The organism is Streptomyces atratus (genome assembly GCF_014648655.1).
Taxonomy (GTDB): Bacteria; Actinomycetota; Actinomycetes; order Streptomycetales; family Streptomycetaceae; genus Streptomyces; species Streptomyces atratus.
Map to the genome: position 1 here is coordinate 16662 of NZ_BMRN01000053.1, position 19102 is coordinate 35763.

Here is a 19102-nt window from a genome sequence, read left to right on the forward strand (position 1 = left end):
GTTCCCTTCGAACTACCGGGCGCGGACCGAAGTCAGCCGTGCAGCGATATCGGCGACGAGTTCCGCCTGCCGCTCCTGCAGATAGAAATGACCGCCCGGGAGTGTGCGCGCCGCGAATTCCGCCGTGGTGAGGTCACGCCATGCCTCGATGTCGGCGGCGGAGACCTCTGGGTCGGAATCACCCGCGTACGCCGTCACCGGAATGTCCACCCGTTGCACCTGGGTGCGCCGGTAGTTCTCGATGAGCCGCATGTCGGACCGCAGCGAGGGAATCACCAACTGCCGCAGGTCGGGGTCGCCGTACACCTCGTCCTCCAGGCCTCCGAGGGCGCGCAGCCCGGCCAACAGCCTCTCGTCGTCGCGCAGATGCAGCTCCTTGTCCTCGCCCCGGCGCAGCGGTGAGATCTGAGCGGAGACGAACAACATCTGGGGGCAGACCTGGTGACGGATGATCAGCCGCAGCGCCACCTCGTACGCCACGCTCGCGCCCATACTGTGCCCGAACAGCGCCAACGGCCGGTCGGTCAGGGGCAGCAGCGCCCGCGTGACGTGGTCGGCCAGCGTGCCCATCTCCGTCACGCACGGTTCACCGAGCCGCTCCTGGCGGCCCGGGTACTGCACGGCGACGAGCTCCACGTCCGCGGGCAGGTCGCGGGTCCAGGCGTGGTATGCGCCCGCGGTACCCCCGGCGTGCGGCAGGCAGACGAGTCGGATCCGAGGCGCCGGCACCGGCTCGAACCGCTTGAGCCAGACGCTTTCGGAACATTGAGCGGGAATTGCGGATGAGGACACTGGTCGCCTCTCCATCGGGCGGCAAACAACCGTCGATCACTTCCGAATCGGCACCCTAGCCGGTTCTTCATCCACCGTCACTGCCCTTTAGCGCAGGGGCAGTTGGTCGTACAGATTGCTTCCAGTCTCGAGAACAGCTCTCCCGTAGGCTGTAATCGCCCCGCATGGAATCTCTGTCCATGAATTCTGTTTACGGCGGCATATGGCGCGCCCATGGATGCGGACCGCTCCGCTTTTCCCGAAATTGTTTCTCCTCCGCGCCTGTGCGTGTCCGTTCCGCCGATCCACTCCCTGCCCGCTCCTTCGACACCGGAGTCATCGTGACCCTCCGAATGCCCCAGATCCGGGTGGACTTCCCCACGGAGCTCAGCCCTTTCCGGGACCAGGTGGAAGAGAGCACCCGCACGTTCGTCCGGCGGTTCGGCCTCGTGCCCGACGAGGTGGCCCGCCGGCACCACGAGCGGTCGCTGCTCGGCACCCTGATGTCGCGCGCCTATCCGCACGCGGGCCGCACCGAACTCGCCCTGGTCACCGACTGGATCAGCTGCATGCTGGTGCTGGACGACCAGTTCGACGAGACGGACCTGGGCAAGGACCCCGAGCGGCTGCGCGCGGTGTGCCGCGAGGTGCTCGGCTGGCTCACCCCCGACGGCTCCGTCGCCGAGGCCGCGCCCGACGCGGCGGAACACTCGGTGGTCACGGCCTTCCGGCCGGCCTTCGCCGACCTGTGGCGCCGGACCCGTCCGTACACCTCCGACGCCTGGCGGACCCGGCTCGCCGGGCACATCGGCGCGTTCTTCGACACCTGCGCCTGGGAGGCCGAGAACCGTCTCACGGGGCGCACGCCGGAGCTGGACGAGTACATCGCGATGCGTGGCCGGGCCCTCATGCCTTACCTGGACCTCATCGAGGTCACCACACACTTCGAGATCCCGGCGGAGATCTACCGGCTGCCGGTGTTCACCGAGCTGAACCAGTCCCTCTCCGACGCCGACCTGTGGACCAACGACCTCTTCTCCTGCGAGAAGGAGGCCCTGCTGGGCGACCCGCACAACTTGGTGGTCGTCCACCGGCACGCCCACGGCACCGACCTCCAGACCGCCGCGGACGCGGTGGGTGAGATGGTCCAGGGCCGCGTCACCACCTTCACCGACCTCAGCCGGACGTTCCCCGACACGCCGCTGCGGGACTCCCTCGATCCGTCCCTGCTCGCTCCGCTGGCCCGCCATGTCGCGGGCCTGCGCAGCTGGCTGACCGGCCAGCTCCGGTGGCGCTACGAGACCCGGCGCTTCGACCCCACGCGCCCCGAAGTGACCAGTGCCGCCGGATCCACCCCGCTGTAGTCCACGGCCACACCACACGATCGGATCGAGGAGCGACATGCGGAACCGGTATGCCACCGTTGAGTACTTGCGGTCCCTCGACCCGAAGGCGGACCACGAGAAGATCCACCGCACATCCTCAGACCGGGAGTTCCCATGGGACTACGGCCGGGGCCTCGAGGTGGCGATCTGGCGGACCTGCTGCATACCGAGCATTGCCGAACTCCTGGACGGCACGGGTGAGTTCGCTCGGCGGGCGCAGAAGCGCTACGACGACACCCGGATCCTGCTCGGCGAGATCGTGCGCAACGGCTACGCCTCCGAGCGCGGCCGGCAGGCCCTGCGGCAGATCAACCTGGCGCACCGCCACTACTCGATCTCCAACGACGACATGCTGTACGTGCTGTCCACTTTCGTCTTCGAGCCCATCCGATGGATCGACCGCTGGGCCTGGCGCAGGACCGTCGAGACGGAGCGGCTGTCCGCCTTCTACTTCTACCGGGAAGTGGGGGCCCGGATGAACATCCAGGACCTCCCCAGCGAGTACACCGAATTCGAGCGGTTCAACATGGAGTACGAGCGGGCGAACTTCCGGCTGAACCCCAGCAGCGTGCGGGTCGGCGCCGCCGTCATGAAGCTCTACTCCTCCTGGTATCCGCATCCCGTATCCGACCTGGTCGCCGCCACGCTGCCGTGCCGGCTCGACCCCGCCGCCCGGCAGGCGCTGGGCATACCGCGGGCGTCCTTCCCGGCCAGAGCCCTGCACCGGATCGGGCTGCACGCCCACGCGCGGGCCGAGCGGGCGGCGCCGGCGCTGATGGCGCGGCTGATGACCCGGCCGACCGCCAGGACGTACCCGGGATATCCGCGCGGCTACCGGATCAGCGACATCGGCCCCGAGCACGCGCGGGGCACCCACCAGGGCCCCCTCGCCCTCGGCCACACCTCCGCCGAGAACCTTGAGAGCTGACCGGACCGTGACCCACCCACCGACTCCCCTGCTGCCCGTACGCGTCCCCCTGCCCGGGCGGGCCCTGCGCCTGTGGCTCAAGCTGGAGGCGCTGGGTCCCTTCGGCTCCATCAAGGCGCGCACCGCCGAGGCGCTGCTCGACGCACTGGAGGAGGCCGGCAGGCTGCGCCCCGGGGACCGGGTGGTGGAGTCCACCTCGGGAAACCTGGGCATCGCGCTGGCCGGCCTGTGCGCGGCCCGCGGCTACCGGTGCACCCTGGTCGTCGAGCCCAGCACCCCGCGCGCGAGCGTCACGCTGATGACGGAGTACGGCGCGGACGTGGTGACCGTGCCCGAACTGCCGTCCGGCAGAACTCTCGACGCCCGGCTGGAAGCGGTCAGGGACATCCTGCGCCAGGACGACACCGCCGTGTGGACCGATCAGTACGAGAGCAGCGCCAACCCTCGCGTCCACACCACCCGGACCGCCGTGGAGCTGGCCCGCGACGCCCCGAGCGGGGGCTTCGACGCGGTCGCCGTGGCGGTCTCTACGGGTGGGACGCTGGCCGGGGTGGCCGACTACTTCCGGGCGCACCGGCCCTCGACCCGGATCATCGCGGTCGACGCCGTGGGATCGGCGGCGCTGGGCGGGACCCCGGTACACCGCCCGGACAAGCTCGCCGGGTTCGGCTCCGGGCGGGCCTCGCGGTTCGTGGCGCGCCGGCACTGGGACCGCCTGGTGCGGGTCCGCGATCTGGACGCCGTCGCCGCCTGTGCGCGGATCCGGGAGCGGACCGGCCTGTCGCTCGGCGGCAGCGCGGGCGCCTCGGTGCTCGCCACTGTCATGGACGCGGCCCGGCGCCCGGGGACGGCCGACGCGGCCTGTGTCTGCCCGGACGGCGGCGACAAGTACCCGCAGCTCACCGGTGTCGTGACACGGAACCCGGAAGGGGTCACCGCCGAGGTCGCGGCGGCCCTCGACGCCCTGGGGCACGCACGCTGCGACGAGTACGCGCACCCCGGCACACCCCCGGTCACCGAAGGAGTGGCGAAGCCATGACCGTGCACACCCCGCCACCGACGCGGCTGCCGCACTGACACCGACAGGGGAGGAACAGCCATGGACGCGACGTCAGGGGCGGCCGAGACCGAGGGGACGGCAGGGTGGCCCGGTCTGACCGGGCTGCGGGTGCTGGATCTGTCCCGCCTGCTGCCCGGCGGTTTCGCCACGCTGCTGCTGGCCGACCTCGGCGCCGACGTGATCAAGATCGAGAGCCCCGACCGGGGCGACTACGGCAGGCTCGTCGACCCCGACACGTTCGCCGCGCTCAACCGCAACAAGCGGTCGGTGGTCCTCGACCTCCGGGAGCCCGAGGGCCGCGACACGCTGCTGCGCCTGGTCGAGCGCAGCGACGCCGTCGTGGAGAGCCACCGGCCGGGTGTGCTGGAGAAGATGGGGCTGGGCTACGCGCGGCTGCGCGCCGCCAACCGCCGGGTAGTGCTCTGTTCGATCAGCGGCTTCGGCCAGACCGGGCCGTACGCGACGCGGCCCGGACACGACCTCAACTTCCTCGCCCTGTCCGGCTTCTTCGCGGTGCCGCACCGCGAAGCGGGCCCGGTGGACCGGGTCGGCGTCCGGGTCGCCGACACGGCCGGCGCCATGTACGCGGCGCTCTCCACGGCCGTGGCGGTGTTCGCGGCACGGGTCACGGGCGAGGGCCAGCACCTCGACGTCTCCCTGCACGAGGCCGCAGCCGCCTGGGCGGCCCCGCTCGCCCTGTCCCGGCACGGCCGGGCGGGGCCGGGCGGGAATCCGCTGGTCACCGGGGACAACGATGTGTTCGTCCTGGCGTGCGGGCGGCGACTCACCCTCGCCACCTTCGAGGACAAGTTCTGGATCGCCTTCCGGCGCCGGTTCGCAGCGGAGTTCCCCGCGCTCGCCGACGACGCGTACGACCGGCGGGCCGACCGCACCCGGGCCAAGGAGAAGGTACGGGCGGCGCTCGCGGACGTGTTCGCGCGGCATGACCTCACGTGGTGGTCCGCCGCCCTGTCCGACCTTGACGTGCCCTGGGCCCCGGTCTACGAGTCGGCGGACGAGTTCCTCGCCGACGGGCACGTGGCGGCCCGCGGCCTCGTCGGCACCGTTCCGGGGCCGCCCGGCGGCGGCCCGCAGACCCAGGTCCGCTTCCCCGTGCTCTTCGGAGCAGGGCTGGAATCCCTGCGGGGCGCGGCTCCCGCACACGGGGAACACACCGCCGAGGTTCTGGCGGAGATCGACGCCGCAGACCGACGACGTGAGGAGCCACAGTGACCGGCCGAACCGTACGGGCAGCGAACGGAAGCCCGAGACCGCGCCCGGGCTCGGTCCGGCGCGCGGACGGGCGCAGCCCGCTCGCCGACAGGACCATCGGCGCGCTGCTCCGGGAGACCGTGGCCCGCCGCCCGGAGGCTGTCGCCCTGCGCAGCGTCCCGGACGGCGGCGGCACGCCCCGGCAGTGGACGTACGCCGAGTTGCTCGCCGAGGCGGAGAGCATCGCGTCCGGCATCCTCGCCCGGCTCCCGCGCGGCAGCCGGGTCGCCATCTGGGCGCCCAACGTCCCCGAGTGGCCCGTGTTCGAGTACGCGGCGGCGCTCGCCGGGGTGACCCTGGTGACCCTGAATCCGGCGTTCCGTGCCGCCGACCTGACGCACGCCCTCGGTGTCTCCGAGGCGGAGATGCTGGTCCACGCCGACCGCAGCCGCGCGTACGACATGGCGGCCGTGGTGTCATCGGTCGCCGCCGGGCTGCCGCGGCTGCGCCATGTCGTCTCCCTCTCCGACTGGGACGACCTCAAGGGCAGCGGGCCGCTGCCCGCGCACGAGCCGACCTCGACCGCCCCGGCCCAGATCCAGTTCACCTCGGGGACGACGGGCGCCCCGAAGGCCGTTCTCCTGTCCCACCAGGCCGTGGTGAACGTCCCCAAGCTGACTTTCGAGGCCCTCGGGGTGCGTCCCGGCGCCACGGTCGTCAGTCCGCTCCCCATGTTCCACACGGCCGGCTGCGTCATCTCATGTCTGGGCCCGCTCTGGAGCGGCGGCACGTTCGTGCTGCTCGAACGCTTCGACCCCAAGGTGCTGCTCAGCACACTGAGCGAGGCGCCCGGCGCGGTGCTGACCAGTGTTCCCACGGTCCTGAGCACGCTCAACGAGGCCGCCCGCGACGTCCCGGACCGCCCGGTGCTCTCGTCCGTCCTGACCGGTGCCGCCCCGGTCCGCCCGCAGCTCATCGCGGAGACCGAACGGCTCTTCTCGACCACCGTGTTCAACCTCTACGGCCAGACCGAGCTCGCCTCCGTCCTCACCCTCACCCGGCCCGACGACACCGTCGAGGACAAGGCCGGCACCGTCGGACGGCCCCTCCCGCACGCCGAGTGCAAGATCGTCCACCCCGAGTCGGGCGCCGTGCAGCCGCTCGGTGACCAGGGCGAGATCTGCGCCCGCGGCTACCAGCAGATGATCAGCTACTACGGAGACCCCGCCGCCACCGCGCGGAAGGTGGACGCGGAGGGCTGGCTGCACACCGGTGACCTCGGCTCGATGGACGCCACCGGGACCCTGCGGATCGGCGGGCGGCTGAACGACCTCATCATCCGGGGCGGCGAGAACATCGCGCCCGCCGCCATCGAGGAGGTCCTCGCGGAGGTCCCGGGGGTGCGGGAGGCCGTGGTCGTGGGGGTCCCCGACGACGTGTGGGGCGAGGAGGTCGCGGCCGTGGTCCAGCCCGTGCCGGGTGCGGCGCTCTGCCTGGAGGCCCTGCTGGCCCAGTGCGAGGGGCGGCTCACGCCGTACAAGATCCCGGTCCACTGGTTCCTGGCGGCGGACCTCCCCCTCACCGCCTCGGGGAAGGTCCAGCGGTTCCGCGTCGCCGAACTCGCCGTCAGCGGCCGCCTGGAACGTCTCGACAGCGGCACCCCCACTGCCTGAACCCCCTGAACCCGGAGCGCACCATGCGTATATCCATGCAGTTGCGGTACGACGGCGACATCGTGGCCGCCGCCGAGCAGGTCGCGGAGCTCGAACGCGCCGGTCTCGACCTGATCTGGGTACCCGAGGCCTACGGACACGACGCCCCGAGCTTCATGGGGTTCATCGCCGCTCGCACCCGACGGGTGGAGATCGGCTCGGGCATCATGTCCGTCTACACCCGCACGCCTGCGCTGCTCGCGATGACGGCCGCCGGAGTAGATGCGCTCTCAGGCGGCCGCTGCCATCTGGGACTCGGCACCTCCGGCCCCCGCGTGGTCGAGGGGCTGCACGGCGTCCCGTACCGCGAGCCGGTGGCACGGACCCGGGAGACCATCGCGGTGCTGCGCGCTTTCTGGCGGCGCGAGGAACCGGTGACGTACGAGGGCCGGGTGCACCGCCTGCCGCTGCCGCCGGGCGAGGGCGGCGGCACGGGGCTCGGCACCGCCATGAAGCTGCTGACCCCGCCGGTGCGGCCGGCCGTCCCCGTCTGGGTGGCGTCGCTGGGCCCGCGCAACGTCCGGATGACCGCCGAGGTCGCCGACGGCTGGCTGCCCATGTTCTTCGACCCCGAACGGTACGACGAGGTCTGGGGCGACGACCTGCGGGCCGGGGCGGCGCGGCGGGACCCGGGGCTCGGCCCGCTGCGGATCTCGGCGGGCGGGCTGCTCGCCATCGGCCCGGACGCCGCCCGGGCCAGGGAGCTGGCCCGCGGCCAACTGGCCCTGTTCATCGGCGGGATGGGCGCCGCAGGGCACAACTACTACTACGACCTGGTCTGCAGGTACGGCTACCGGGCCCAGGCGGAGGCCGTGGCGCGGCTGTTCCGGGCGGGTGACCGCGCGGGGGCGGCGGCGGCCGTTCCGGCGGAACTCCTCGAGGCCACCACGCTGTGCGGGCCCGAGGGCTATGTGAAGGAGCGGGTCGCGACGTATCGCGCGGCCGGGGTGACCGAACTCCAGGTCGTCCCCGTGCCCCAGGACGGCCAGACGGAGGCCGGGCTGCTGTCACGGCTCAAGGAGCTCTGCGACTGACGAGCCCCGGTCGTCCGGTCCACCGCACCGCCGGCCCCGCTTCAGGGGCCGGCGGTTTCTTCAGTGGTCCTCGCCCCGCTCCCGCGCGGGAGGAGGCGCGGCCATGGCCGGCGGCGATTGCTTGCCGTAGCGGCGGAGATACTCCGCCAGCTGCTCCGGGTCGTCCTTCAGAAACGGCAGATCCGTGGGCACCATGTGACGTATCGCCAGCAACGGCACAGGGCTCTTCAGCGGGCGGAATTCCGGATTCCACAAACCGCTCTTGGCCGGCGGACCGTCATGGAACTCACCTATCATCAGCCCGTGCGAGACATAGTCCGCTTTCAGTAATTCCTGGGTGTTCTCAATAATTTCGACCACCCTGTCCCGCGGCAGATCGGGAAAGAGCACGAGAATCGTCGTGTACTGCGCGGCGCCCCCATGCTGACGGGCGAGTTCGACAAACCAGTCACGGTATCCGCGAAGCACCTCCGCGGTCTCCGCGGAGCTTTTCGGAACCCCTGATTCCACCGCCAGGTAGAACAGCTCTCTGTTCATCGACGTCTTGACGAACGGGCAGACATGCCCCTTTCGCCCGACTTCGGGGTGGGGTCGGGAGAGGTAGCTGGACGCCCACTCGACTATTTCACGCAGGGACTCCTCATGCTTCTCAAGCCATGAGGGAAGGTCATTTCGCGCGAGGTCGCCCAGCTCGATCAGGGCCAGTCGCGCACTGCTTTCGCGAATCAGCATAGCTGAGTCACTCCCACCCGGGCACGCCCACCCTAACGCTTCGCTTACAAGGGATCATCCAGCACAATCAATTTCAAAGCGGATCTTCGTCGACGCGCAGAAATATTTCCATGACGTTCACGCTTCTCACTGGATAGACACTGGATGCACGATCTGCCTCTTCCGCAGCGTCGTACAGACGTGTGAAATACCTAGCTGGAATGGGTGTCAGGAACGGCTGCGCGTCAACGAACGGGGAATTGATGGCGGTCCAAGGCGCATTGCACGAACAGATCGACGATCTCGGGGAGTTGGTGAGAGACGCGAGAGACAGAGCCCGGCTGAGTCAGCGGGTGGTGGCCGAGCGGTCCGGAATCAGCCTCCGGACACTGCGGGAGATCGAGAACGGCCGGGTCCGCATGCCGCGGCGGCACTCCATACAGCGTCTGGCCGAAGTGCTACAGGAACCCCGTCTGCTCGACCAGGCGGCCGCCAGGTCCCTGCTGGACGAGGCCGCGTACGGCGAGGACGACCGGCTGATGCTCCGGGTGCTCGGTCCGCTCAGCGCGGTACGCGGCCGGAGCGTGCTCAACGCCGGTACCCCCATGCAGCAGAGCCTGCTCGGCCTGATGGCCCTGCACGCGAACGAGAGCGTCTCCCAGGCGGAGATCGTCGACGTGCTGTGGGGCGAGGCCCCCCCGAACTCCTTCAACCAGCTGGTCCACACGTATGTCTCGCGGCTGCGCGCGCTGTTGGCGAAGCACAGCGACCCGAGCTCCGACGCGTCGGCGATCGTGCGCCGCAACGCGGGTTACGAGCTACAGATCGGCACCGACCAGCTGGACCTGCTGCGCTTCCGCGAGTTGGCCAAGGAGGCCGAACACGCCCGGGTCAGCGGGGATCTCACCCTTGAGGTGCGGCTCCTGACGGACATGCTGCGCCTGTGGTCCGGTCCGGTGCTGCACGGCTCCTCGCCACGGCTGCAGCAGCACCCGCTCGCCCTGGACGCCAACCAGCGGCAGATCACCGCGGCGCTGCGCCTCGCGGAACTCGCCGTCGCCTACGGCCACTACGAGAAGGCCATCGACCAGCTGCAGCCCCTCGTGCGGCACCATCCGCTGCACGAGGGCCTGCACGCCCAGCTGATGGTCGCGCTGGCCGGAGCCGGCCGACAGGTCGAAGCCCTCAGCCTGTTCAGCAAGTTGGACCGCACCCTGCGGATCGACTTCGGCATCGACCCCGGACCCGAACTGCGCGCCGCGCAGTTGTCCGTGCTGCGTGGCGTCAGCCGCGCCACGGACGACAAGGCCGTACAGACCACCACGCCCCGGGCGGAGGCCAAGCGTCCGTACGGGCTGCCGCCGGACACCCCCGACCTGGTGGGCCGCAGCGAGCACCATCAGGTGCTGCAGCACCTCACCCAGAGCGGTTCGCCCGGCGGTCTGTTCGGCCCCTCGCCGGTCGTCTCCATCTACGGACCGCCGGGGGTCGGCAAGTCCGTCCTCGCGGTCCGCGTGGCGAACTCGTGCAGGCTCCGGTACGCGGACGGGGTGCTCTACGCCGACCTGCGCAGCGACACCCAGGCCGACAGCCACGTCGTATACACCACGCTGCACCGCTTCCTCCGGGCGCTGGGCATGGCCGAGGCCGAGATCCCGCGCGGGCTCGACGAGCGGATCTCCGCGTACCGCAGCCTGCTCGCCGAGCGCCGAGTCCTCGTCGTCGTCGACAACGTCGTACGGGACGAGGAACTGCAGCCGCTGCTGCCCGGCGGGTTCACCAGCGCCCTGCTGTTCACCAGCCGGGCGCCGCTGTCCACGATCCCGGGGGCCCGGCACTTGCCGCTCTCCCTCTTCACCGCCGAGCAGTCGGTCAGGCTGCTGACCCGGATCGTGGGCGAGGAGCGTGTGCTCGCCGAGCGTCAGATGGCCGAGGAGATCGCCGAGTTGTGCGGGCACCTCCCGCTCGCCATCCGGATCGTGGGCCAGCGTCTGGTCACCCGCCCCCACTGGTCCCTGTCGCGCATGGTCCATCGGCTCACCGACGAACAGGGCCGGCTGTCGGAGCTGTCCCACGGCGAGCTCGACGTCCGTGCCCGCCTCGACACGCACTTCGTGTCCCTGGCGAGCGCCTCCCGGCGGGCCCTGCTGGCGCTGGCGAGGGCCTGCGGGGGCTCCTTCACCCTGCGGGCCGCCGCCGCCTCGCTCGGCTGCAGCCTGGTCGCCGCCGAGGACACGGCCGAGACACTCGTCGACCACCAGCTCCTCGAGGGGCCGGACTCCGCGGGCCGCTACGCGTTCCCGGTGCTCACCAGGCTGCACGCCCGCGAGCGGTTCGCCTGACGAGGGCGGGGCCCCGGCCCCTCCTCAGGCCGGGGTGAAGGCGACCGGAAGGCTGCTGAAGCCGTTGAGGAAGTTCGAGTGCACCCGCCGTGGTTCGCCGGTGAGCTCAAGCGCCGAGGCGTGGGTGCGCAGGGCGTCCAGTACGGCACCGACCTCCGCGCGCCCCAGGTGGGCCCCGATACAGAAGTGCGGTCCGTAGCCGAAGGTGAGATGGCGGTTCGCCGCACGTGACAGCAGGAACCGGTCGGGCTCCTCGAACACCTCCTCATCCCGGTTGGCCGAGGTGTTCCAGAGCACGACGACGGAGTCGGGCCCAATCGTGCGGGAGCCGATCGTCACCTCCTCCAGCGTGGTCCGCCCGAAGTGCATGGCCGGGGTGGTCCATCGCAGCACCTCGTCCACGGCCGTGTCCGTCCCCACCTCCCCCGCGCGCAGCAGCTTCCACTGCTCCGGGTGCTCCGCCAGCGCGTGGACCGCGCCGATCATGGAGAGCCGGCTGGTCTCGTCCCCGCCGATGACGAGGCTGTAGCAGTTGAAGACGATCTCCTCCTCCGTGAGCGGCCGGCCCCCGACCGCTCCGTCCGCGAGGGCGGCGATGGCGCCCTCGCGGGGCGTCTTCCTTATGCCGTCCAGGAGGTCCAGGAAGTAGAGGAGGATCTCGTTGCGCGCGCGTACGGCGGCCTCTTCGGTGGCGTCCTCGTGCTCCGAGCTCAGCGCGGACTTGGTGAGGGTCAGCAGGTACGCCTGGTCGCTCTCCGGAACTCCCAGCAGATGGCAGATCGTTCCCATGGGGATCCTCTCCGCCACGTCCGCCGCGAAGTCGCCGCCCCGCTCCACCACTTCACAGATCAGCCGGTCGGCCATTTCGCGCACCCGGCTCTCCACGGACCGCAGGAACCGGGGCGAGAACGCCTTCAACATGACGTTGCGCAGCTCCCGGTGGCGCTCGCCGTCGCTGACCGCGAGCATCTTTCCCGCCGCCGAGTCGCCGCCCGCGAGCAGCGTGGTGAGCACATTGCCACGCTCGGAGGTGAACCGCCGGTTGTCGCGGTAGACGCGCTGCACGTCCTCGAAGCGCGTAACCGACCAGAACCCCGGCCGGCCCTCGCCGGGCTCCGTCCAGAAAACCGGGTTCTTGGCCCGGAGCCTGCGCCACAGCTCGTACTGGTCGTGGAGCTGGAAGAACCAGGGGTCGGCCAGATCCACCGTGGTGCAGTCCTCTGGAAGTTCCCGCACACCGCTCATCTGCATCCTCACGTATCGCGTCGTGGGCTCGATGGACACGGAGGCTAGCCCCACGGGCGGGCGCGGTTCTGTCTCCGGACTACACGGTCAAGTGCCCCTCCTGGCCCGGCCCTTGGGCCCCGGTGCGACCGGGGGCGCTACTCGTCCGCCCCCGCGGTGATGAAGCCCGACTCGTACGCCGTGATCACGGCCTGGACGCGGTCGCGCGCGCCGAGCTTCGCCAGCACCGCGCTCACGTGCGTCTTCACCGTCTCGGTGCCCAGGTGCAGCTCGGCGGCGATTTCCGCGTTCGTCAGGCCGCGCGCGACGAACCGCAGCACCTGACCCTCGCGTTCGGTGAGCGCGGCCATCTCAAGTGCGCGCCGCGCCGACTCGTTGCCGTGCGCGGCGGCGAGGGAGCGCAGCGCGGGCGGGAAGAGCAACGACTCGCCCTCGGCGACGATCCGCACCGCGTGCACGATCTCGGTGGGCCGGGCCCGCTTCAGCAGAAACCCGTCGGCGCCGGCGCGCAGCGCCCCGTAGACGTACTCGTCCTCCTCGAACGTGGTGATGACGAGGATCCTCGGCGGGTCGGTGACTGTCCGCAGCACGGCCCGGGTCGCCTCGATGCCGTCCATCAGCGGCATGCGTACGTCCATGGCGACGACGTCCGGCTTCACCTTCCTCACCAGGGGAATGACGGCCGCGCCGTCCGCCGCCTCGCCGACGACCTCGATGTCGGGCTGCGCCTCCAGGATGGCGCGCAGCCCGGCGCGCACGAGCGCGTCGTCGTCGACGAGCAGGACGGTGATCGGCATGCCGGTCACTGTAGCGGCAGGGTGACGTGCACCCGCCACACCCCGTCGTACGGCCCGTACGCGGCCGCACCGCCGAGAAGGACGGCCCGCTCGCGCAGCCCGCGCAGCCCGGAGCCGCCGCCGCGGGACCCGCCGGACTCGGCCGGCTGCTTGTTGCACACCTCCAACTCCATTCGGTCGTCGAGGATTTCGATCCGCACGGTCACCGGCACCGAGCCCGCATGCCGCAGCACGTTGGTGAGGCACTCCTGCAGCATCCGGTATCCCTCGCGCGAGACCGGTCCGGGCACGGCGTTGAGGTCCCCGCCGATCCAGGTGGTCACGTCGGCCCCGGACCCGCGCGCCGACTCCACCAGCCGTCCGGCGTGCGCGAGCGTGGGCCGCTGCATCGTCGGGTCGGCGTCCTCCCGCAACAGCCTGAGCACCCGGTCCAGTTCGGACAGCGCCTCGCGCCCGGTGTCCTCGATGGCGGCCAGTGCCCGGTCGGTGAAATCCGGCGTCCCGGCCGCGCGCGCCGCGCCCGCCTGCACCACGGCGATGGTGAGCGCGTGCCCGATGGTGTCGTGCAGCTCGCGGGCGAGCCGCGTGCGCTCCAGCAGCCGCTCGGTCCGCTCCTCCAGTTCCGCGAGCCGCTCTGCCGGGGACGGGCCGAGCAGCCGGGGTGCGAGGTCGGCCATCAGCGCACCGGCCCCCCATACGACGGCGACCAGCGCGGCGCCGGACACCGGGGCCAGCAGCGGGTACCACCACCCCCATCGCCCGGGCAGCAGCATGGGCGCGGGACCGAACGGCGGCCACAGGGACGGCATCAGCAGACCCAGCGTCAGTACGACGCCGTTGAGCGTGACCACGGTGACCCCGAAGCCGAGCCACAGACGCACGGTCAGCCACACGAAGACCCGCCACCGGTCGCCCCACGAGGCCGAGGGCGAACCGGCGATCTCCGGCGCCGGATGTTCGTGCGGTTCATGCGGCCCGGGGTAGAGCAGCAGCCGCGCCTGCATCGTCTCGGCGACCCGGGTACCGGGGATGAACGCGGCGAGCGCGAGCAGCGGGAGCGGCACGAAGAGCAGGAGCGCGCTGGGGTCCTCAAGGCCCGGGAAGACCACCCCGACCACCACCACGGCGGCCACCGCGCCCATGAACAGGTGCAGCCACCGGGTGTACGTCACCGCACGCGACATGGGCCGCAGCAGCCGATGGAGACGCTTCATGAGGGCCATGATCCCAGCGGGGCAGGGCGGCTGCCTCCCCCACGTGGGGGAGGACGTTCCCTCTGCCGGGGGAAGCGGACACCCCCCTGTGGACGGCACCGTCGTCACCATGACAGCCATCGATGTGAAGGACCTGACCAAGGTCTACGGACAGGTGCGCGCGGTCGACCGCCTCACCTTCTCCGTCCGGCCCGGCCAGGTCACCGGGTTCCTCGGCCCCAACGGCGCGGGCAAGTCCACCACCATGCGCCTCATGCTCGGCCTCGACCGGCCGAGCTCCGGCACGGCGACGATCGGCGGCCGCCCGTTCACGCAGCTCGACGAGCCGCTGCGGCATGTGGGCGCCCTCCTCGACGCCCAGGCGCCGCACGGTTCCCGCACCGCCCGCAGCCACCTTCTGGCCCTCGCCGCGAGCAACCGCATCCCCGACCGACGGGTGGACGAGGTCCTCGAACTGACCGGCATCGCGAGCGTGGCGTCCCGCCGGGTGAAGACGTTCTCCCTCGGCATGCGCCAGCGTCTTGGCATCGCCGCGGCCCTGCTCGGCGACCCCCAGGTGCTGCTGCTCGACGAGCCGTCGAACGGCCTCGACCCCGAGGGCATCATCTGGATCCGCGAGCTGATGCGCCGCCTCGCGCGGGAGAACCGCACCGTGCTGGTCTCCAGCCATCTGATGGGCGAGACGGCCTCCTTCGCCGACCACCTGATCGTCCTGGGCAAGGGCAGGCTGCTGGCGGACACGCCGACGAAGGACTTCATCGCGGCCCGCGTCAAGCCGCGTGTCCGCGTCCGTACGACGGAGCCCGCACGGCTGCGCGAGGTGCTGCTGCGGCACGGCCACACCCCCGTCGAGTCGGACGACGGGCGCATGCTGATCGACGACGCCGAGATCGACGCCATCGGCCCGCTGGCCGCCCAGGAGAGCATCGTTCTTCTCGAACTCGCCGCCGAAGAGGCCACGTTGGAGCAGGCTTACCTCGACCTCACCGCTACCGCCACGGAATTCTCCGCACGAGCCCCACAGGAGGCCTGATCATGTCCACCGCAGCCGTACTCCGCTCCGAGTGGATCAAGATCAGGACCCTGCGCGGAACCGCGTGGTCGCTGCTGGCCGTCTTCCTGCTGACGGCCGGCTTCGCCGTCGCGGCCAACGCGGCGACCGGCGACTCCGAGGCGGACAGCGCCGACTTCGACGCGCTCTTCTCCGTCTTCCTCGGCCTCAACCTGGGCCAGATCGCGGCGATCTCCTTCGGCACGTTGGCCATGTCGTCCGAGTACCAGGGGGGAGCCATCCGCGCGTCGCTGACGGCGGTGCCGAACCGGGGCCTGTTCTACGCGGCGAAGCTCGCGAACGTGGCGGGCCTCGCGCTGGCGATGGGTCTGGTGACGACGTTCGTGTCGTTCCTGGGCGGTAGCGCCTTCCTGGGCGACGCGGCGCTGAGCCTGGGCGACGGGGACGCGCTGCGCGCCTGCCTGGGCGGGGCCGTCTACCTCGCGCTGATGGCGCTCTTCGCGGCCGGCCTGACGGCGGTGCTGCGCAGCGGCCTCGCCGTGCTCAGCATCCTGATCCCGTTCATCCTCATCGTCTCCATGATCCTGGGCGAGACGTCGGGTTCCTTCGCCGACTACCTCCCCGACCGCGCCGGACAGCAGGTCCTGTACGTGAACCCGCCGAGCGACCTGGCGCCGTTGGCGGGCCTTGGGGTGACGGCACTGTGGGCGGGCGCGGCAGTGCTGGCGGGGTGGTGGTCTCTGAGGCGCAGGGACGCATAGGTCCCGCATGGCAGGCCGTGGAAGCGGATGAGACCGGCCGCCCCCGGCCTGCCACGACCTGGGGCCGGCCGAGGGTGCTCCTCGAAGGTCGACTGAACAGTGCTAACAGTCAGTTGACCTGCCGCTCGTGTCCGCCCCAGTACGGCAACGAGTGGGAAACGGCTCACTGGCTCTGACCGGAGTTCGTTCCGTCGTCGTCAGTCCGAAGCAGGACGGATGCATTGCGGCAGCCGGGGCTCTCACTGCTCGCCCCGTCCTGTTCTGCCTCGCATACAAAGCGAACCACCGCCACTGATTCGTGCGACGCGCAAGACCCTCGGCAGGTCGAAGCCGTGCTCTCAGGACCGGTCCACCTCGTCGAGGAATGTCCGCATGACCTCCTTGAAGCGCTCCGGTTCCTCCAGATGCGGCAGGTGGCTCGATTCCTCGAAGATTTCCCACCGCGCGCCCGCGATGTGATCCATGAAGGGCTGCACCGTGGCCGGCGTCGCCTCGTCGTATCGACCGGAGATGAGGAGCGTCGGAACGTTGATGTCAGGGCAGTGGTCGATGACCGACCAGTCGCGCAGGGTGCCGTTCACGTGGAACTCGCTCGGCCCGTTCATCGCGTAGTAGACCGTGGGGTCGTTGTACACCTCGTAGAAGGAGGCCAGGTAATCCCGCGGCCAGGGGCTGAGGCGGCACACATGGCGCTCGTAGAAGGGCCGCATAGCCGCGTAGTACTCGTCGGTGTCGGTGGTGCCGGCGGCCTCGTGCCGGAGGAGTGTTTCGTTGACGCCCGGTGGGAGCTGGTCCCGAAGAAGTTTGGCCTCCTGGAGCCAGAGGGGGTAAGAGGCGGGTGAGTTGGCGATGACCAGGCCCCGCAGTCCGGCCGGGCGTGACGCTGCGTGCCGGGTAATCAGCATTCCGCCCCAGGACTGGCCGAACAGTACGTAGTTGTCGGCTATGCCGAGGCGCTCCAGCAGGTTGTCGAGTTCCGCGGCGAACAGATCCACCGTCCAGAAGTCCGCCCGGCGGTCGGGCAGATGGGTGGAGCCGCCGTTCCCGATCTGGTCGTAGTGCACGACCGAGCGTGCGCCCTCCGCGAGATCGCTCAGGTTCTGGAGGTAGTCGTGCGTGGAGCCGGGTCCGCCATGCACGACGACGAGAGCAGGCCCGGCGGCGCGGAGATCACCCGTCACCCGATACCACGTCTCGTACTCGCCGAACGGCACGGTCCCCTTCGCGCTGGGTGCCACAGTCACGTCACTTCGCCTCGCTTCGCGTCGCTTGCAGATGAGTTGGTGGGTCTCGTGTACGAGAGCCACAGCCGACTTCCCGGCATGCTGATTGCTGATGGGCCTGTTGGCGCTCATCGGCCGTTGTGCTTCACTGCTCGATCGTTCGCCATGGCCCGGTCCTTCGCCTCGGCGGGAACCTCGTCGGGACCGGGCCGACGATCGCCGCCCGGCAGTGCTTCGGCTTTCCTGCGGCCCGCGCTGCCCTGTATGCATCGCTCATCGCTACTCGGCCGGAACGTGGAAGGCATCGGAGGCAAGCCACTCGTCGATGACGCGTGCGGTCTCCTCGGCCCTGTCCTCGACGAGGGTGAAGTGGTTGGCCCGTACCGTCCGCAGCGTGTGCGCGGCCTCCCACGGTTCTGCCCGGCCGAAGACCAAATCGGGTGATGTGTCGTCGCCGTCCGGGACGAAGGACTGCGTGCACTGAACGAAGAGCACCGGGGAATCGACCGCGGTGAGCGGCAGCTGCGGAACCAGTTCCACCCAGCGTCCCATCGCGGAGAGCCTGCTGCTGTCGAACTGCCCGAACGCCGCTTCCTTGTCGAACATGCCCAGTGCCAGATCGTCCATGGGCACACCGTCACCGCCGCCGTCGTGCACCTTGAAGGTGTCGAGCAGGATGACGCCCGCAGGACTCACACCGCATTCCTCTTCGAGGTACCCCGCGGTGGCGTAGGCGAGGGTTCCGCCCGACGAGTATCCGAGCAGGACGAACGGTTCGCCATCCGCGGCATCCAGCACGCTTCGGGCGAGCGCCTGGACCGCCGCGTCCGACGATGTCGGCAGGCTCTCCCCCGCGACGAATCCGGGGACAGGCAGCGCCGAGATCTTGCGCCGGCCGCCGAAGTGGGACACCAGCCGCGCGTGCTGATGGACGCCGCCCGTGGCCATGGGGGTGCTCAGGCAGATCAGATGTGGTCCGTCGGCAGAATCCGTGAGCCGTACGGCGGAAGGCAGACGGTCGATCTCGGCGGCCGAGGCGAAGCCCGGTCGAATACTGGCAGCGGCCTGCAGAAGCGCGAACCCCTTGTCGGCCTGTCCGGCCACAACGGCGGAATGAAACAGATCACGCAGCGTCTCGGGGGCCCGGCCGGTCGAGTGGGTAGCGGTCCCGGCCCTGACGTCGTCGGCTGTGTCGCCTGTACCGAAACGGGCTTCGTCGGCGTCCCGCTCAGCCGCGCGGCCGTCGTCCGCCTGGAGCCCGGAGGCCAGGAATTCCGTACGCAGGAGCCTGGCCAGCAGCGCGGGGCTCTTGCTGTCAAAGACCACCATGGGGGGCAGTCGTAGCCCTGTGTCCTTCATCAGTGCGTTACGGAGCTCCATCGCGCTCAGCGAGTCGAACCCCGACTCCAGGAAGTCACGCTCGGGGTCGAGAACCTCCACGCTGCTGTGGCCGAGGAGAGTGGCCGCCCGTTCCATGACGAGTGACCTGAGGACGGCCTCCTGCTCGGCCTCTCCCGCCTGTGCGATCCGCTGCCGGAGCGATGCGGTGTCCGTCCTGGTGACGGAAGTGCGTCGTCGGGTGGTGGTGGGGGCGAGGTCGCGGAGGAGAGCGGGAATCGTGTCGGTGCGTGCACGGAGGGCCGCCACATCAATGGGCAACGGAAGAACCGCCGCCCGGCCCGACGCCAGACCCGC

The 19102-nt window shown here is 70.5% G+C and carries 16 protein-coding genes; 9 read left to right on the forward strand and 7 right to left on the reverse strand.

The genetic code is table 11. From position 1 onward, the window contains the following. Positions 1-12: 12 nt before the first annotated feature. Complete coding sequence (locus tag IEZ15_RS38020) at positions 13-792, reverse strand: thioesterase II family protein (protein WP_229846391.1); 780 nt, start codon at positions 790-792, stop codon at positions 13-15. A 320-nt stretch (positions 793-1112) separates the two neighbouring features. Between IEZ15_RS38020 and IEZ15_RS38025 the strand changes: the two genes are divergently transcribed. Genes IEZ15_RS38025 through IEZ15_RS38050 form a run of 6 tightly spaced genes read left to right on the forward strand, consistent with a single transcriptional unit; the run spans position 1113 to position 8102 of the window. Further along, on the forward strand, positions 1113-2135 hold the full coding sequence (locus tag IEZ15_RS38025; protein WP_157987234.1) for a terpene synthase family protein: 1023 nt from the start codon (positions 1113-1115) through the stop codon (positions 2133-2135). A 37-nt stretch (positions 2136-2172) separates the two neighbouring features. Beyond that, a complete protein-coding gene (locus tag IEZ15_RS38030) occupies positions 2173-3084 on the forward strand; it encodes an oxygenase MpaB family protein (protein WP_189281592.1) in 912 nt (303 codons plus the stop codon). Positions 3085-3091: 7 nt separating this feature from the next. Continuing rightward, the gene (locus IEZ15_RS38035; protein WP_229846392.1) at positions 3092-4123 is read left to right on the forward strand and encodes a cysteine synthase family protein; all 1032 of its coding nucleotides are present in this window, start codon (positions 3092-3094) and stop codon (positions 4121-4123) included. 60 nt (positions 4124-4183) lie between these two features. Next, on the forward strand, positions 4184-5377 hold the full coding sequence (locus IEZ15_RS38040) for a CaiB/BaiF CoA transferase family protein (RefSeq protein ID WP_189281596.1): 1194 nt from the start codon (positions 4184-4186) through the stop codon (positions 5375-5377). After that, a complete protein-coding gene (locus tag IEZ15_RS38045) occupies positions 5374-7029 on the forward strand; it encodes an AMP-binding protein (protein WP_189281598.1) in 1656 nt (551 codons plus the stop codon). The genes IEZ15_RS38040 and IEZ15_RS38045 overlap by 4 nt, the downstream gene beginning before the upstream one ends. Positions 7030-7052: 23 nt before the next feature. Then, complete coding sequence (locus IEZ15_RS38050) at positions 7053-8102, forward strand: LLM class F420-dependent oxidoreductase (RefSeq protein WP_189281599.1); 1050 nt, start codon at positions 7053-7055, stop codon at positions 8100-8102. A gap of 60 nt (positions 8103-8162) precedes the next feature. Here IEZ15_RS38050 and IEZ15_RS38055 read toward each other — a convergent pair whose 3' ends face one another. Then, positions 8163-8834: a DUF6875 domain-containing protein gene (locus IEZ15_RS38055; RefSeq protein ID WP_189281600.1), complete on the reverse strand. Its 672-nt coding sequence runs from the start codon at positions 8832-8834 to the stop codon at positions 8163-8165. A 242-nt stretch (positions 8835-9076) separates the two neighbouring features. On the opposite strand from IEZ15_RS38055, the gene IEZ15_RS38060 reads away from it, so the two are divergent. Further along, positions 9077-11155 carry a BTAD domain-containing putative transcriptional regulator gene (locus IEZ15_RS38060; RefSeq protein ID WP_268250483.1) on the forward strand — a complete coding sequence of 693 codons (2079 nt, stop codon included), beginning with the start codon at positions 9077-9079 and terminating at the stop codon, positions 11153-11155. Positions 11156-11179: 24 nt separating this feature from the next. Here IEZ15_RS38060 and IEZ15_RS38065 read toward each other — a convergent pair whose 3' ends face one another. From IEZ15_RS38065 to IEZ15_RS38075, 3 genes are all read right to left on the reverse strand, one after another. After that, positions 11180-12400 carry a cytochrome P450 gene (locus tag IEZ15_RS38065; protein WP_189281602.1) on the reverse strand — a complete coding sequence of 407 codons (1221 nt, stop codon included), beginning with the start codon at positions 12398-12400 and terminating at the stop codon, positions 11180-11182. A 137-nt stretch (positions 12401-12537) separates the two neighbouring features. Then, positions 12538-13197, reverse strand: a complete 660-nt coding sequence (locus tag IEZ15_RS38070) for a response regulator transcription factor (protein ID WP_189281603.1) — start codon at positions 13195-13197, stop codon at positions 12538-12540. Between the two features lie 5 nt (positions 13198-13202). Then, on the reverse strand, positions 13203-14411 hold the full coding sequence (locus tag IEZ15_RS38075) for a sensor histidine kinase (protein ID WP_189281604.1): 1209 nt from the start codon (positions 14409-14411) through the stop codon (positions 13203-13205). 109 nt (positions 14412-14520) lie between these two features. Between IEZ15_RS38075 and IEZ15_RS38080 the strand changes: the two genes are divergently transcribed. After that, positions 14521-15444: an ABC transporter ATP-binding protein gene (locus IEZ15_RS38080; protein ID WP_114249476.1), complete on the forward strand. Its 924-nt coding sequence runs from the start codon at positions 14521-14523 to the stop codon at positions 15442-15444. 2 nt (positions 15445-15446) lie between these two features. Further along, positions 15447-16184 carry an ABC transporter permease gene (locus IEZ15_RS38085; RefSeq protein ID WP_189281605.1) on the forward strand — a complete coding sequence of 246 codons (738 nt, stop codon included), beginning with the start codon at positions 15447-15449 and terminating at the stop codon, positions 16182-16184. Positions 16185-16522: 338 nt separating this feature from the next. Here the strand turns inward: IEZ15_RS38085 and IEZ15_RS38090 are convergent, their stop codons facing one another. Together IEZ15_RS38090 and IEZ15_RS38095 are read right to left on the reverse strand one after the other, a co-directional pair. Further along, positions 16523-17428, reverse strand: a complete 906-nt coding sequence (locus IEZ15_RS38090; RefSeq protein WP_189281606.1) for a proline iminopeptidase-family hydrolase — start codon at positions 17426-17428, stop codon at positions 16523-16525. A gap of 258 nt (positions 17429-17686) precedes the next feature. Next, positions 17687-19102 (reverse strand): thioesterase domain-containing protein (locus IEZ15_RS38095; protein WP_189281607.1); only part of this gene is annotated, 1416 nt, incomplete at its 5' end.